Raw genomic sequence first — 15,247 nt, 5'->3', positions numbered from 1 at the left:
CAGCGGCTTTCTTTAATGTGGTGGAGGGATAGGGATTTGAACCCTAGAACCGCTATTAACGGTTGCCGGTTTTCAAGACCGGTGCTTTCGACCACTCAGCCATCCCTCCGATGCCGCGTATAATATAAGGGTGACTTTCGCTTGTAAATACCCTTATCAACTGACTGCTTTTTTTATGAACGCTTTTCGATAATTTTGTGCTGAATGGCTATTTGTTGTGCTTTTTATCGATGAAGAGATGAAGTTCAACTATTAAAAATCATCTTCGTAATATTCGCTATGAGCTTTGGCCTGTGTGATGAACTAATCGCAGGCAATAAATGGTCTAGTTCAGATATCGATTTGTTGGCTGAGCGCGACTTGAGGACAACAATAAAGTACGACTGATAAAGGTTGGTCGGCTTGTGGCTTTTTATGACAAGGATGAAAGTCGATACCTAACTTCAAATTTTAAAAAGCTTCAGATGCAAAAAAGCCGCTGATTTCTCAGCGGCTTTCTTTAATGTGGTGGAGGGATAGGGATTTGAACCCTAGAACCGCTATTAACGGTTGCCGGTTTTCAAGACCGGTGCTTTCGACCACTCAGCCATCCCTCCAGTGGCGAGAATAATATAAGGGGCGAAGGGGCTTGTAAACCCTTAATTTTCATAATTTTGTTTTGTTGCTTGTTTTCTAATCATTCACGGCAATAAAAAAGGGAAGCCACTGGCTTCCCTTTTCTCATTGATGATCATTTAGTCATTTTTTGTGTAGAAACGCTGTAGTTCAGTGAGGCCTTGCATCAATACAGGTAAGCGAGGGCTTACGTTTTTCAGGCGTTTGTAGTTCTGGTCGTACAATTTGTAGTTACCAAATTTATCTAACACTGTTGTTTGCTGATCAGTAACCAGTGCAAGCTCGCGAGAATCACCCGCTAGAATCCACTTTCTCTTACGTTCATCAAACAAGCTACGACCGCTACTGAAGTCAGTTGGGTTCGATGATACGCCTAACAGCTCCTGCATTAGCGTTACCGACACATCTAGGTGACTAGAGCGGTGAGTGTACTCAGAAGCAGACTTACCAGGCCAACTGATGAATAGAGGCACCTGTAATTGGTAACGGCTGTAGTTAGAGTTTGCACCCCAGCTGTTGGTTTTGGTTTCGTTAAACTCAGTACCGTGGTTAGAAGTAATGATAACCACCGTATTGTCGATAAGATCTAAGCGCTCTAGTTCAGCGTAGATAGTCGCTAGTTGAGCATCGGCCGCTTGAGCAGATTTCTGATAGTCTGCCGCAAAACGTTCTGCTGTGCTCAATGTCGAATCTGATTCAGAACTTGAATCGTAGCTAGAGAAGTTATCCAGCGTGGTCAGTTCAATAAAGTTAAACCAAGGACGTTTAGCCTGTGGTGATTGAATCCAATCTGCCCAAGCTTGTATTGCGCTTTGATCATCATAAGTTGCTTGCTCTGGCATCACGTCACGGCCTCGGAATATGATTTCCGAGTAAAGTGCATCGTCAAAGTTGTCGCCACTGAAAGCGGCAAACTTATAATTATGATTGTCTAAAACATCCAATAGTACTGCGCTTGAGCCTTGTGCTTCGATGCTGCTTGCGTAGCTGCTCGGAAGGCCATAAAACAGACCGAAAATACCAAACATATCATTACTTGAACTGTAATGGTTGGTGAAATTGATCGACTGTTGCGCGTAAGCGTAGCTGTTTGGCATCGCTGTGGCATTAAGTGCATCAGAGCGAAGGTTGTTTACACTCACCATCAGGATATTCAGATCATCACTGCGGCGGTTGTATTGAATTTTTTCTAGCGGGTAGCTAACTAGGTTTACGTTCTCTTTGTTCGCTTCTAAACGCTGTAGGTACTCTTCACGGTCTAATAGGCCATGTTTCTCCATAAAGCTTTTCGCTGTCATTGGGTAAGACAGTGGGAAGTTCGCTTTTTGGCTAGTAATCGGGTTATAGAAATACGCATCAGCCCACATGTAGGTCAAGTGGCTGCTGATGAAACACAAGAAGAATACGGCGGTAATTGGACGGCCGATGTGTTTATGAGACAGTTTACGCTGCTTACGCCAAACCCACTCAGACAGACCGAGTTGCAGTAAGAAGATAAGCGGCATAACAATGAAGAGGTGCTGCAAGTCAGAGGTGAATGCAGACTCCTCTCCACTGAATAAAACCTCCCACACGACAGGCGTCAGGTGGAGGTTTATATTTTGATACGTTTGTGTATCAATCAGTAGGACAGTTAAACCTATGGTCGCGAAACAAACGGCAACCAAACGTAATAACTTCCTCGACGGAAGAATAAAAGTGAGCGGGAACAGCACTAATAGATAGAGCGCGAACACTAAAAAGCCGAAATGACCAACCCACGATGCAGCCAAATAGAATTGACCCAGCAAGGTTTCTGGCCAAGCAGATTGAGTAATATAACGAGTACCAATCAACATCGCAGCAATGATGTTGAAAAATGCAAACCAGTGACCCCAACCAACCAGTCGAGATACACGATCGCTATATGAGTTTGCGCTGTCTACCATTTATAATTCTTTTATCCGTCAATCAAATTTAGTGAGACTTTTTATCTTCAAGAGAAGAAATTAAAGCCTCGGCAAATTTTTCAGCAATTCCTTTGCGTTGTGAAGCAGCAACATTCTGATTTAAGACATTGGTTGCGATATTTCCAGCGATCATCAGTGAAAGTTCTGGTGAAGCTTTGTGCTTAGATAGTACAGCACCTACTTCAGCTAGGATTTTTTCAACTTGTTCATCTGTGTATTTAGATATAATCGGCATAAGGACTCTAATAATGATAGTAAAAGCGGCTTATGATAACCTACTATGCACGACAACTGAAACCTGAACGGTAATATTTTCACTATGAGCCTTCACCTTTCCAACGTAATTTTACACCAGCTGAGCAAGAACGATCAGGATGAACTGATTGTTAACTATCGTGCTGAATCTCTAGAAAACGATGCTTCATCTGAAAGCCTAGTTGCTGAACTTCACCGTGTTTTTAATTCAAAAGCAGGCAAAGGGTTTGGTTCTTTCAAATCTGACAGCGAATTTCAGCAGTGGTTGCATCAACTTCGTGCTGGTGAGACAAACTTTTACGATTTTTCTCAAAAGAGTGCGCAACGTCTAAAAGACGAGCTGTCAAAGTACCCATTCGCTGACGAGGGTATCTTGGTAATGGCTGAATATCAGTCACTTGCGACAGATTACCTTTTCATCGGCTTGCTGCCTTCAAACCAAAGCCTAAAAGTGACAGAAGGGCTAGATATTAGCGCAACTGACTACCTAGATATCTCTAAAATGGATATCGCGGCGCGCCTAGACTTGTCGACTTACGAGACAGACAAAGAGTCAAATCGTTACTTAACTTATATTAAAGGACGTGTTGGCCGTAAAGTCGCGGATTTCTTCCTAGATTTTCTTCAAGCTGAAGTCGGTTTAGATGCTAAACAGCAAAACCAAGTGTTGATGCAAGCGGTAGAAGATTTTGTTTCTGACTCTAAATTAGAGAAAGAAGAAGCGATCAGCTACAAAAAGCAGGTTGCCGACTACTGTAACGAGCAGCTAAAAGCGGGTGATGAAGTGCAAGTTCGTGAGCTTTCTGGCGAATTACCAGCAAGCACTGATGGCACGAGCTTCTTCGACTATACTAGTGAGCAAGGCTATGAGTTAGAAGATAGCTTCCCAGCCGATCGCGCAACTATGCGTAAACTAACAAAATTTGTTGGTGCTGGTGGCGGTTTGAATGTTAGTTTTGATAGTCTGCTTCTAGGCGAGCGTATCTTCTACGATCCGGAGACAGACACGCTAACAATTAAAGGCACACCACCGAACTTACGTGACCAGCTGACTCGCAATAAGTCATAGTCGGAAGTTAACGGGTAGAAGCGGCAGCAGGATGTTGTCGCTTGTTTTGTGCTTAGTCTTTTAGCTAACGATAATGGCTGACAGCAAATACGCACAAGGAATATAGATGGAACAATCAGTAGCAAAGCCCAATCGCTTTAAAAAACCAGCCACTTTCTTGGTTGTGCTCTTGGCTCTGTGGCTACTGCCTTCATTAGCACTTCTCAATCTAAGCCGTTCCTACACACATTCTCTTGCTCAAATTGAAGAACTCGGTATTCGCGTTAATGAACTAAGGCAATCGCTTTATTTCTCGGAGCCACTGCGAGTATCTCGAATCAATGACCTCGCACTTGATGCTCAATTGGTTTACTCGATCAGGCTGCAGATTGAATCTGATTTCCAACACGCTCTCTTTCGCCCTGATGTGAATCAACTGCTTTACGTGGCAGACCAATTCCTAGAAAAATTTGATGAGTTCATCCCAATAGAAAGTCAGGTTCAAGACATTGTCGACAACATCAAGCTGTTGCGTGCCGATACTGAACTCTCTCCTAAGCTAAAACCGCTACTGAATGAATTCGGAGTGGTGGTTTTCGAAGCCATGTATTCTGATAATCAAAGCTCGTCTGCCACTTATCGCGCCTTTGATTCTATTCTTGATAAGTCGTATGCATTAGAAACCGAAGAACAAGACGCGATTCAACAGTTGCTAGCAGATGCATCTGCATTGTTGAGTGATTACGCTCAGCTTAACTATTTGGTTGATAAGATTAAGAAGAACTCAGTCAACGAGCAGATCATCAAGCTTGAAGCTGAGTTTCACGATCGTCAATTTAACCTATTATTGGTGATGCTTGGTTTGAGTTTGGTGGCGATGATAGCGCTGGTTTTGTGGGGCGCTAATGCAAAAAAATTAACTAAAGAAACAGATGAAGAATTCACTCCTGAGCCTGAAGCCGAATCAAGTAACCCAAGTGATTCTCGGACTGATCATGAAGAGGTTGAGCTAGAAGAAGCCGCTGCCTCAGTAGTGAAACCAGCAGGTAATACCTCTCATGTTGTAGGTAGCCAACACTCCAATTTTCAATCACAGCCGAGTTCTAGTGTGGTGGCAAGTCAACCCGCTGCTAAACAAAATATTGAAGATACGCCAGTGGTAGAGAAACACGTTGCCAGTGTCACGGATTCAAAACCTGCGATTGATATTGAAGACATGTTAGAAACACTCGATGGTGACGCAGAGTCTGTTGAATTGTTGCTTGGCGTATTTGTACAAGATCACGCTGACGATTATGAGAAGTTTAAATCGCTACTGACCAAAGATGAGACTTCCGCTGCTCGTGTTGTGCATAGCCTGAAAGGCGTGGCGGGTAGCATCAAAGCGTCTCGATTGGCGATCATTGCAGCGAGTATCGAAATGACGATGAAGCAATCAAGAGCCATCAGTGATCATGATTTAACCGAGCTCGAGCAGGCAATAAAAGCCTCGGTAGATTCAGCTCATGCATATTTAGATAATCAACGTTAACTTTTGTAGGAATTTTGACAATACTCTGACGAAGTGCTCATACAATCCGCGCCCTTAGTCTTTGTCAGAGGTTTATATGTTACGAGTTTCGAGTCGAAGTTGGATGGTGTTGGTGCTTAGCATTGTGCTAAGTGGTTGTTCTCTCTTAGAAGTTAAGTTAGATAGTCAGACGACGCCTCTCACTCAACAAGAGCTGAATGCTCGCCTCATGACGCGTGAATACGCCAAGATGTTTTTCACACGAGTAGAAGACTCGGCGGATGTAATCGCGCAATCTTACCCGGCTGATGACACCTTACATCAATCTTATGTGTTGCTTTGGAAGATCCACGCAGAGCAGGGCTTACAGCAAGCGGCTTACCAAACTTCTCCTATGTCAGCCTTAATTGACTCATGGGTGTTCACTGCGCAAATGAATCAGTTTTACGCACAAGGTGACGGTGCTGATTTGTTCGTGACCGATGATGCGGTAGAAACAGCTCGTTTTCTTGATCAAGAAGCTGAGAAGCTAGCAAAGGGCGTATTGAGCTCAAGTGATTTCAAAAAGAGCAAAGCATTCGTCGCAGAGTTTGCCGCGAACAATCCTTTTAATGATCTTACCTTCAGAAGCACGCCTGCTTATCGCGAATGGTTGGCTTATCTGGGTAAAGACGAATCTCAAATCGTTCAGAGCCTAGGTACTATGCCAGAAGCCATGAGCGATGCATCAGACCGCTTAAGCTTAATGGCTGACCAAACGCCAAAATTGATGACCTGGAAAGCCGAGTTGGTTGCGATGAACAGTTCACTCACCGGTGAAGACTTGTCGATGACATTGGAAAGCCTTCGTCAAACGTCAGCAAGCATGCAGGATTTCATTGAGAACAACCCAGAGTACATGCAAACACTGGCTTCTATTATGTCGACAGAAATGCAGCCATTGCTCAACGACCTCAGCGATAAGACCGACCAAAAGTTAGCAATGCTGAGCGATGAGCGTGTGGCACTAGAAAAGATGGTGACGCGTGAGAGAGAAGCTTTGGTTCAGATGATTGAGAAAGAGCGCATCGAGATTGCTGGTATCGTGACATCAGAAAGAGAGCTGTTCACCAAAGATTTAGACCGTGTATCTCAAGAGGTGGTCGTGCTTGCGATTGATAAGCTGATGGAGCTAATCAAAGGTGTGATTATCTACTTCATCTTGTTTATCTTAGTGGTGTTCTTTGCACCGTTGGGTATCGGTTATTGGTTGGGTAAACGAACCGCCAATAAATAAGCAAATCAGCAGATAAGAAAAGAGCGCTCTAGGGCGCTCTTTTTGCATTTATACCATTAACGTTTTGTTTTACGTTCTAACGCCCTGAACGATGAAGTACTAGGCTTGTTGCTTAGTTAGCTCTGCCGCTTCTTCAGTGTAAAGTGCTGGCGCTGTTGGTTCACACTTATCAACGAACCAGCCCATGTAAGATGTCACGATAGTCACGATGATACAGATGAAGCTTAACCACATGAACGGCGCGTAAGATAGCGTCGCAACGCCAAGAATACTCGCCATGTAGATGCCGTTATCACTCCAAGGCACCATACCTGATGTTAGCGTGCCGCCAAACTCAGCGTTACGAGACAGGTTCTTACGTTTGTAGCCTAAACGGTCGTAGTTCTTCGCACAGATTTTTGGCGTAAGGATAAGCGACACGTACATTGCTGAACCGAATACGTTACCCATGAACGCTGTACCAATGGTGCTGGTTGCTAATGAGCCTGCGCTGTTTACGCGGCGCTCGAATACCTTCGCAATTGTCTCTAGCACGCCGACTTTATCTAGCAAGCCACCAAAGCCTAAACCAAATACGATAACCGCAACCGAACCCAGCATTGAAGACATGCCGCCACGGTTAAGAATCGAATCAATGAACTCGACACCAGAAGAGATTGAGAACGGCGCCCAAGCCGTATTGAATGCCGTTAGGAAGTCGATCTCTTGGATCATCACTGCCCAGATAATACCTAGCAGAGAACCGAAGCTGATCACTGGGAATGAAGGCATGCGGAAAGCCAGCAGGCCAAGTACGATCAATACAGGAACGAATGAGTAAGGTGTGATGTAGAACTGTACTTCCATTGCTTTGATTACAGACTCAACTTGGCTCATATCAACGTTGCCCGCGTAGTGGAAGCCAAACGCAGTAAACATGATGCCGGTAATTACGTAGCTGATTAACGCAACTGGCAACATACCCTTAATGTGTTCAACCACTTCAACATTCGACATTGAAGAAGCAAGAATCACTGAATCAGATAGCGGAGACATCTTGTCACCGAAGTAACAGCCTGACAGTACCGCACCTGCCGTGATTGGCGCTGGAACACCAAGGCCTTGGCCAATGCCCATCATCGCAATACCCGCTGTACCTGCTGCACCCCAAGAAGTACCGGTAGCCAATGCAGTTAGAGAACAGATGATCATGGTCGCCAAAAGGAAGATAGAAGGGTGGATAGCTTTCAGACCATAGTAAATGATGGTCGGGACGATCCCGCCTGAGATCCAAGTACCAACAAGAGCGCCAACGGCTAAAAGTATTAAAACTGCGCCTAAGCCATTAGATATTCCTTTGAGTGCTGCTTTTTCTAAGTCTTTGTATTGGTGACCAAGACGAACACCAAGAACCATTATAATGAACCAGCCAATATACAAGGCAAGTTGGATTGGAAGGTCAAACTTTGCAGTAAAGGAAAAAGCAAGGGATAGAAATAGTCCTAACGCGATGAATACCTGTAATAGGTTCGGTAGGCGAGTTTTACTCTGCTTCATAAAAGCCTCTTGTGATTTCGAGCATTTATAGTGCTTCGTTATAGTGTGTGGTACGAAACGGACACTACAGTAATTAGTTTATTATATCGAAAAAATACGTCTAAGTTGTGATATTTGACTGTTAACTCAATCAATTGTGGTTTCATAATCTAAAATATTGTTAAATTCATGATTGTTACATGTTGATTTCTGTCGCACGTTGTTTTCGTTATGTAAAATATAATTCTGAGTAACCTTGATTTAAAAGAGGGAATTACTGTTTACGATCAGACTGAATTTCAACGATTTCTACCGTGCAAATGTTTGAATTTGCCGATATTGAGATCTTTATTGGTGATGAGGATATTGAGTGTCGACACAGGGATAACTGCACGATTCATTACGTTCACTTAAAAGAAACGAAAAAGTTACACTTTTTGACAAAAAGCACTTGAGTTCTGTTTCTGAAAAACTTATAGATGGGGGAGAGCAATTTTTAATTTTATACATGGAGAGTGAGCGATGAGAGTAGGTCTAGTTGGTTGGCGCGGTATGGTTGGTTCTGTACTGATGCAACGTATGGTTGAAGAGAAAGACTTCGACCTGATTGAGCCTGTTTATTACAGCACATCTCAGATTGGTATTCCTGCCCCTGTTCTAGGCGGTAAAGATGCTGGTCTACTTCAAGACGCTTTTGATATTGATAGCCTAAAACAGCTAGATGCAGTGATTACCTGTCAAGGTGGCGACTACACGTCAAAAGTATACCCAGCGCTGCGCCAAGCAGGTTGGAAAGGCTACTGGATTGATGCGGCTTCTACTCTGCGTATGGACGCTGATTCAATCATCACTCTTGATCCTGTTAACTTGGCTCAAATCCAACAAGGCATTCACAGCGGCACCAACACTTTCGTTGGCGGTAACTGTACTGTGAGCTTGATGCTTATGGCACTAGGCGGCCTATATGAAAAAGGCATGGTCGAGTGGATGAGTGCGATGACTTACCAAGCGGCATCGGGCGCTGGCGCTAAAAACATGCGTGAGCTTATCTCACAAATGGGTGTGATCAACGACAGCGTAAGCTCTGAGTTAGCAAATCCTTCAAGCTCGATTCTTGATATTGATAAGAAGGTTGCGGATACGATTCGTTCATCTTCATTCCCAACAGACCAATTTGGTGCTCCTCTTGCAGGCTCATTGATTCCTTGGATCGATGTGAAGCGTGAAAACGGCCAGAGCAAAGAAGAGTGGAAAGCGGGCGTTGAAGCGAACAAGATTCTTGGCCTAGATGGTCAGCCAATACCTATCGATGGCACTTGTGTACGTATCGGTGCAATGCGTTGTCACGCTCAAGCACTAACGATCAAGCTTAAGCAAGACGTTCCAATGGACGAAATCGAAGAGATCATCGCGACGCACAATGATTGGGTTAAAGTGATTCCTAACGATCGTGACATCACTGCGCAAGAACTGACTCCGGCTAAAGTAACAGGCACGATGTCTGTACCAGTAGGTCGTTTACGTAAGATGTCTATGGGTAACGACTTCCTAAACGCATTCACAGTTGGTGACCAACTGCTTTGGGGTGCTGCAGAACCACTACGTCGTACATTACGTATTATTCTTGCTGAGAAAGCGTAATTGAAAGCTCTTTCTATTTAGAAGTTAAAGCAGGCGCCACTCTGTGTGAATGCTTAGCTTCGTGAGAGACAAAAGCTGGTGTTAATACATCGGCTTTTTTGATCGCGGAAGGTTGATTAATTTCACTCGCGACTTCACCCAAATCTTCTCGTTGGAATAGGACAAGGAAGAGATCCCCAACTCGTTCGTTCCTCACTCTTGAGGATGACGTTTTTCTCCTAACTTAAATTGCGTCATTCCCGATAGCGACGAAGGAGCGTAGTCGGGAATCTCGTTTTGGCTCAGTGAACCAACATCAAAAAAGGTGACGATAAACGCCACCCTTTTAGTATTTTTGTGTCACATACTCAAATCACGAAACTGCTCTTAAATCCTTTCGCATCTCGCCACTCGAATCCCGCACCTGCCCTATTCATCTTCAACCACAACACGCTTGTCGGGATCGGCTAATTCACTGGCACAGTGTTTACAATAGATGGCATCAGAATCGTGGCCTGAACGGTTGCAGTTTGGGCACTTAACTAACTCTTTGTGCGAGTTCATTTCATTACTAAGTTCTGCGGTAATAATCCCGGTCGGCACGGCTAAGATTGAGTAACCCAAAAGCATAGTCAGGGATGCGATGGCTTTACCTAATGCAGTTTGCGGCACCATGTCACCGTAGCCTACGGTTGTGATGGTCACGATTGCCCAGTAGATACTGTGAGGAATACTGGTAAAGCCATTCTCCGGGCCTTCAATAACAAAGATCAAAGCACCAAAGATAACAACCAAGATGCCGACAGTACTGAAGAAGATCAGAATCTTTCGTCTCGCCATTAACAGTGAGCGCAGCAATATGTTGGAATCTTGTAGGTAGCGAACCAATTTTAGGATACGGAAGATACGCATCACACGAAGCAGTCTCACCACACCCATAAATGAAGCGCCCGGGAAAATGATCGCTAGGTAAGTTGGGAGAATCGCTAACAGGTCAACAACACCATAAAAGCTGGTGGCATAAGATTTTGGTTTTGGAGAGCAATAGAGCCTCAACAGGTACTCAAGTGTAAAGAGGGCAGTAAAGCTGTATTCAATGTAACGCAGCTGTTGTGACCACTCGGTCATCACATTAGGGATCGACTCTAAGATAAGCACTAACAGCGAAGCCAAAATTGCAACGATCAGTGAAATATCAAATGCGCGTCCGGCTGGGGTGTGAGTGCCAAAGATAATGACGTACAAATGATGCTTAAGTGGCTTACGTGACATAAGGAGAGGTTCGTCTTCTGTTAAATGTATTAACAGTCATTATACAAGCTTCATAATAACGAGGCGAGTGAAAGCCCAATCGCTTTACTCGCCTCATCTATATATCAATCTTGATTGCCCGCAATACACGAGCCAATTCCGCTAAACGTTATGCTAACCCTGGGAATAGGTTACGTAAGCCGTTGGCGATGAACTCGATGCCTAGCGCACCCAGGATCAAGCCCATGATACGTGTAATAACGTTGATACCGGTTTGACCTAGGAAACGAACGATAACTGGCGCTGAACGGAATAAAAGCCAAGAACAAGTTGCGAAAGCAATAATGCTAATGCCGATGCCTACCGTATCAATAGCAGCAGGGTAGCGAGAACCGTAAACAATCGTCGAGCTGATTGCACCCGGACCAGCCATCAGAGGCATAGCCAGTGGAACAACGCCGATCTGCTCTTTACTGATGTATTCCGATTTCTCTTGTTTGTTCTGCTTATCTTCACCGAGCTTACCGCTCATCATCGAAAATGCGATGCTCAACAACAGTAAACCGCCTGCAACGCGGAATGAATCCAACGAGATGCTAAACATATCAAGAAGCATTTGCCCTGCAACAAGCGAGACAATCAAGATAACGGCAACAGCAATGTTGGCTTGTAAGGCTGTCCTGTTTCGCTCTTCTGGTGGCATATGAGCAGTTAAAGAAACAAAAACAGGCATGATGCCGATTGGGTTTACGGCTGCAACAAGCCCAAGGAAGAATTGCATAAAGATTGCGAGTTCTAAACCTTGCATGAGAGCGATCTCCAGTAACGTTAAGTAGGGTAGTGGGTTTGATCTGACCTTTGTCAGAGTGCGTAATGTAAGGGACAAATTCAATGAGAGCGAATGAAAAAAACTAACTTGAAGAAGGGGCTATTTTTTAGAAAAACTAATTGAGTGTGAGATGTGTAATGCCAGTGTTACAAAGTGTTTTCTCGTGTTTCGTGTTGTAACGCAATTTGAACTAAATGTTATCTCACGCACGCTTTTAATAAAAATTATGACAGTTTCTAGCTCGTTGCAATGGTATGGATATACTCTCAGTAGCACAGTTTTGGCCGTATACATGTAATTGAGCTGACTAAAAATGAAACTTTTTTACAGTTTATGACGCAATGTAGAAAAAAGTTGTTTGTTTGCTTGTTTTTTGCACGAACGAAAAGTGTGATATTAATCTATATAAATCATAGTCTTAAGTTCATTTTTGCGATTGCCTTACTACTTTCTGGTTAATTCTTTTTGGGTAACTGATCTGGGTCAATTTTTTTCACACTGTGAAATAATATACTCAGCCCTGAAAGCAATTTACTAAGAGCGCTGGTGTTTAAGGTTAACGGCAAGCAGCGAATTTAATAAAAAGTTTTTAATATTTATTATTTTAGGAGATCCACCATGCCTGTAACTAACTTAGCGGAACTTGATGCTCTAGTAGCTCGCGTTAAAGCAGCACAAGAAGAGTTTGCAACATTCTCTCAAGAGAAAGTAGACGCAATCTTCCGCGCAGCTTCTCTTGCTGCTAACCACGCTCGTATTCCACTTGCACAACAAGCAGTTGCTGAATCTGGAATGGGTATTGTTGAAGATAAGGTTATCAAAAACCACTTTGCATCTGAATTTATCTACAACAAATACAAAGACGAAAAAACATGTGGCATCTTAGAAGAAGATGACAACCTAGGCACAATGACTATCGCTGAGCCTGTAGGTATTATCTGTGGTATCGTTCCAACAACGAACCCAACTTCTACAGCAATCTTCAAATCTCTAATCTCTCTTAAGACACGTAACGGCATCATCTTCTCGCCACACCCACGTGCAAAGAACTCAACTAACGACGCAGCGAAACTGGTTCTAGACGCAGCTGTTGCAGCTGGTGCTCCAAAAGACATCATCGGTTGGATCGACCAACCATCTGTAGAGCTTTCTAACGCGCTTATGAAGCACGACGGTATCGCACTTATCCTTGCTACTGGTGGTCCAGGCATGGTTAAAGCAGCATACTCTTCTGGTAAGCCTGCTATCGGTGTTGGTGCTGGTAACGTTCCTGTAGTTATCGATGAAACAGCAGACATCAAACGTGCTGTAGCATCTATCCTAATGTCTAAAACATTCGATAACGGCGTTGTATGTGCTTCTGAGCAAGCTGCAATCGTTGTTAGCGATGTATACGAAGAAGTTAAAGAGCGTTTCGCTTCTCACAAAGCTCACGTTCTATCTAAAGCTGACGCAGATAAAGTACGTAAAGTACTTCTTATCGACGGCAACCTAAACGCTAAAATCGTAGGTCAACCTGCTCCAGCAATCGCTGAAATGGCTGGTGTTAAAGTTCCTGCTGATACAAAAGTACTTGTAGGTGAAGGTCTTGGTAAAGTTTCTTACGATGACGAGTTCGCTCACGAGAAACTATCTCCAACTCTAGGTCTATTCCGCGCAGACGACTTCGAAGATGCTGTTGCTCAAGCGGTAACTATGGTTGAAATCGGTGGTATCGGTCACACGTCTGGTCTTTACACTAACCAAGATACTAACGCAGACCGCATCCGTTACTTCGGTGACAAGATGAAAACTGCTCGTATCCTAATCAATATCCCTACTACTCACGGTGGTATCGGTGACCTGTACAACTTCAACGTTGCACCTTCTCTAACTCTAGGTTGTGGTTCATGGGGTGGTAACTCTATCTCTGAGAACGTAGGTCCTAAGCACCTTATCAACAAGAAAACTGTAGCGAAGCGAGCTGAAAACATGTTGTGGCACAAACTACCTAAGTCTATCTACTTCCGTCGTGGTAGCCTTCCAATCGCAATGAGCGACCTAGAAGGTAAGAAACGCGCATTCCTAGTAACTGACCGTTTCCTATTCAACAACGGTTACGCTGATGACGTAGTTAGCCTGCTTAAAGCACAAGGCATCGAAGTTCAAACTTTCTTCGACGTAGAAGCGGATCCAACGCTATCTGTTGTTGAGAAAGGCGCTGAAGCAATGAAGAGCTTCCAACCTGACGTAATCCTTGCTCTAGGTGGCGGTTCTCCAATGGATGCTGCTAAGATCATGTGGGTTATGTACGAGCACCCAGAAACTCACTTCGAAGAACTAGCAATGCGCTTTATGGATATCCGTAAACGTATCTACAAGTTCCCTAAAATGGGTCAAAAAGCTGAGCTTGTATGTATCACTACAACTTCAGGTACTGGTTCAGAGGTTACTCCATTCGCTGTTGTTACAGACGACAAGACTGGTGCTAAGTACCCACTAGCTGACTACGAAATCACGCCAAACATGGCTATCGTTGATGCGAACCTAGTAATGAATATGCCTAAGTCTCTAACAGCGTTCGGTGGTTACGATGCAGTAACTCACGCTCTTGAAGCTTACGTATCTGTTCTAGCGAACGAATACTCAGACGGTCAAGCTCTTCAAGCTCTTAAGATGCTTAAAGAATACCTACCATCAAGCTACAAAAATGGTGCGGCTGACCCAATCGCTCGTGAGAAAGTACACAACGCAGCAACTATCGCTGGTGTAGCATTTGCGAACGCATTCCTAGGTGTGTGTCACTCAATGGCTCACAAAATTGGTGCTGAGTTCCACCTACCACACGGTCTTGCTAACGCACTACTTATCTCAAACGTTGTACGTTACAACGCGAACGATAACCCAACTAAGCAGACTGCATTCTCTCAGTACGACCGTCCACAAGCACGTCGTCGTTACGCTGAAGTTGCTGACCACCTAGGCCTAAGCCAAGCTGGTGACCGTACTGCTCAGAAGATTGAACGTCTACTGACTTGGTTAGAAGAGCTTAAGAAAGACCTAGACATCCCACTATCTATCCAAGCTGCGGGTGTTAACGAGTCTGATTTCGTTGCTAAACTAGACGAGCTAGCTGTTGAAGCGTTCGATGACCAGTGTACAGGTGCTAACCCACGTTACCCACTAATCACTGAGCTAAAAGAAGTTCTAACAACTTCTTACTACGGCGAAGCATACGTTGAAGGTGAAACTTTCGAAGGTACTACAGTTATCCTTAAGAAAGCTGACCAAAAACCAGCTGAAGCTAAAGCACCAAAAGCTAAAAAAGAAAAAGCTAACGCATAATAAGTAAGCATTAGTTTTGAGATAAGTTTTCGCTAGCACGATACTTATCTATCGG

Annotated in this window: 9 protein-coding genes, 2 tRNA genes and 2 pseudogenes; 6 read left to right on the top strand and 7 right to left on the bottom strand. The window is 44.0% G+C overall.

Annotated features, from left to right (window positions below):
• Positions 1-18: 18 nt before the first annotated feature.
• From FLM53_RS03180 to FLM53_RS03165, 4 genes are all read right to left on the bottom strand, one after another.
• Positions 19-109: transfer RNA gene (locus tag FLM53_RS03180), tRNA-Ser, on the bottom strand.
• 396 nt (positions 110-505) lie between these two features.
• Positions 506-596 (bottom strand) — tRNA-Ser (locus FLM53_RS03175).
• 138 nt (positions 597-734) lie between these two features.
• On the bottom strand, positions 735-2,543 hold the full coding sequence (locus FLM53_RS03170) for a DUF3413 domain-containing protein (RefSeq protein ID WP_017633039.1): 1,809 nt from the start codon (positions 2,541-2,543) through the stop codon (positions 735-737).
• Between the two features lie 28 nt (positions 2,544-2,571).
• Complete coding sequence (locus tag FLM53_RS03165) at positions 2,572-2,799, bottom strand: YejL family protein (protein ID WP_004740674.1); 228 nt, start codon at positions 2,797-2,799, stop codon at positions 2,572-2,574.
• A gap of 84 nt (positions 2,800-2,883) precedes the next feature.
• On the opposite strand from FLM53_RS03165, the gene yejK reads away from it, so the two are divergent.
• From yejK to FLM53_RS03150, 4 genes and pseudogenes are all read left to right on the top strand, one after another.
• The gene (gene yejK, locus FLM53_RS03160) at positions 2,884-3,888 is read left to right on the top strand and encodes a nucleoid-associated protein YejK (protein ID WP_017061190.1); all 1,005 of its coding nucleotides are present in this window, start codon (positions 2,884-2,886) and stop codon (positions 3,886-3,888) included.
• 106 nt (positions 3,889-3,994) lie between these two features.
• Positions 3,995-4,766: pseudogene (locus tag FLM53_RS24165) on the top strand (Hpt domain-containing protein); the annotation flags it as partial.
• A gap of 266 nt (positions 4,767-5,032) precedes the next feature.
• Positions 5,033-5,398 (top strand): annotated as a pseudogene (locus FLM53_RS24160) (Hpt domain-containing protein); the annotation flags it as partial.
• Between the two features lie 76 nt (positions 5,399-5,474).
• Positions 5,475-6,653 carry a chemotaxis protein gene (locus FLM53_RS03150; protein WP_176680207.1) on the top strand — a complete coding sequence of 393 codons (1,179 nt, stop codon included), beginning with the start codon at positions 5,475-5,477 and terminating at the stop codon, positions 6,651-6,653.
• Positions 6,654-6,752: 99 nt separating this feature from the next.
• Here the strand turns inward: FLM53_RS03150 and nhaC are convergent, their stop codons facing one another.
• Positions 6,753-8,189, bottom strand: coding sequence for a Na+/H+ antiporter NhaC (gene nhaC / locus FLM53_RS03145; protein WP_176680206.1), 1,437 nt, complete (start codon positions 8,187-8,189; stop codon positions 6,753-6,755).
• A gap of 501 nt (positions 8,190-8,690) precedes the next feature.
• Between nhaC and asd the strand changes: the two genes are divergently transcribed.
• Positions 8,691-9,809, top strand: coding sequence for an aspartate-semialdehyde dehydrogenase (gene asd, locus FLM53_RS03140; protein WP_017629874.1), 1,119 nt, complete (start codon positions 8,691-8,693; stop codon positions 9,807-9,809).
• Positions 9,810-10,217: 408 nt separating this feature from the next.
• Here asd and FLM53_RS03135 read toward each other — a convergent pair whose 3' ends face one another.
• Entirely contained in the window at positions 10,218-11,060 is an 843-nt protein-coding gene (locus FLM53_RS03135) for an ion transporter (RefSeq protein ID WP_176680205.1), read from the bottom strand.
• Positions 11,061-11,208: 148 nt separating this feature from the next.
• A complete protein-coding gene (locus FLM53_RS03130; protein ID WP_004734056.1) occupies positions 11,209-11,847 on the bottom strand; it encodes a YchE family NAAT transporter in 639 nt (212 codons plus the stop codon).
• A gap of 639 nt (positions 11,848-12,486) precedes the next feature.
• Between FLM53_RS03130 and adhE the strand changes: the two genes are divergently transcribed.
• Entirely contained in the window at positions 12,487-15,192 is a 2,706-nt protein-coding gene (adhE, locus tag FLM53_RS03125; protein ID WP_132761999.1) for a bifunctional acetaldehyde-CoA/alcohol dehydrogenase, read from the top strand.
• Positions 15,193-15,247: the final 55 nt, after the last annotated feature.

Origin of the sequence: Vibrio sp. Scap24 (genome assembly GCF_013394185.1) — a bacterium.
Taxonomy (GTDB): domain Bacteria; phylum Pseudomonadota; class Gammaproteobacteria; order Enterobacterales; family Vibrionaceae; genus Vibrio; species Vibrio pomeroyi.
Note: the sequence above shows the minus strand (reverse complement) of the source record. Positions and strands in the feature narration are given on the sequence as shown.

What these genes read in the sequence shown, in the direction of transcription:
- FLM53_RS03170 (WP_017633039.1), bottom strand. Translation starts at nt 2,543, where the DNA reads ATGGTAGACAGCGCAAACTCATATAGCGATCGTGTATCTCGACTGGTT.
- FLM53_RS03165 (WP_004740674.1), bottom strand. Translation starts at nt 2,799, where the DNA reads ATGCCGATTATATCTAAATACACAGATGAACAAGTTGAAAAAATCCTA.
- yejK (WP_017061190.1), top strand. Translation starts at nt 2,884, where the DNA reads ATGAGCCTTCACCTTTCCAACGTAATTTTACACCAGCTGAGCAAGAAC.
- FLM53_RS03150 (WP_176680207.1), top strand. Translation starts at nt 5,475, where the DNA reads ATGTTACGAGTTTCGAGTCGAAGTTGGATGGTGTTGGTGCTTAGCATT.
- nhaC (WP_176680206.1), bottom strand. Translation starts at nt 8,189, where the DNA reads ATGAAGCAGAGTAAAACTCGCCTACCGAACCTATTACAGGTATTCATC.
- asd (WP_017629874.1), top strand. Translation starts at nt 8,691, where the DNA reads ATGAGAGTAGGTCTAGTTGGTTGGCGCGGTATGGTTGGTTCTGTACTG.
- FLM53_RS03135 (WP_176680205.1), bottom strand. Translation starts at nt 11,060, where the DNA reads ATGTCACGTAAGCCACTTAAGCATCATTTGTACGTCATTATCTTTGGC.
- FLM53_RS03130 (WP_004734056.1), bottom strand. Translation starts at nt 11,847, where the DNA reads ATGCAAGGTTTAGAACTCGCAATCTTTATGCAATTCTTCCTTGGGCTT.
- adhE (WP_132761999.1), top strand. Translation starts at nt 12,487, where the DNA reads ATGCCTGTAACTAACTTAGCGGAACTTGATGCTCTAGTAGCTCGCGTT.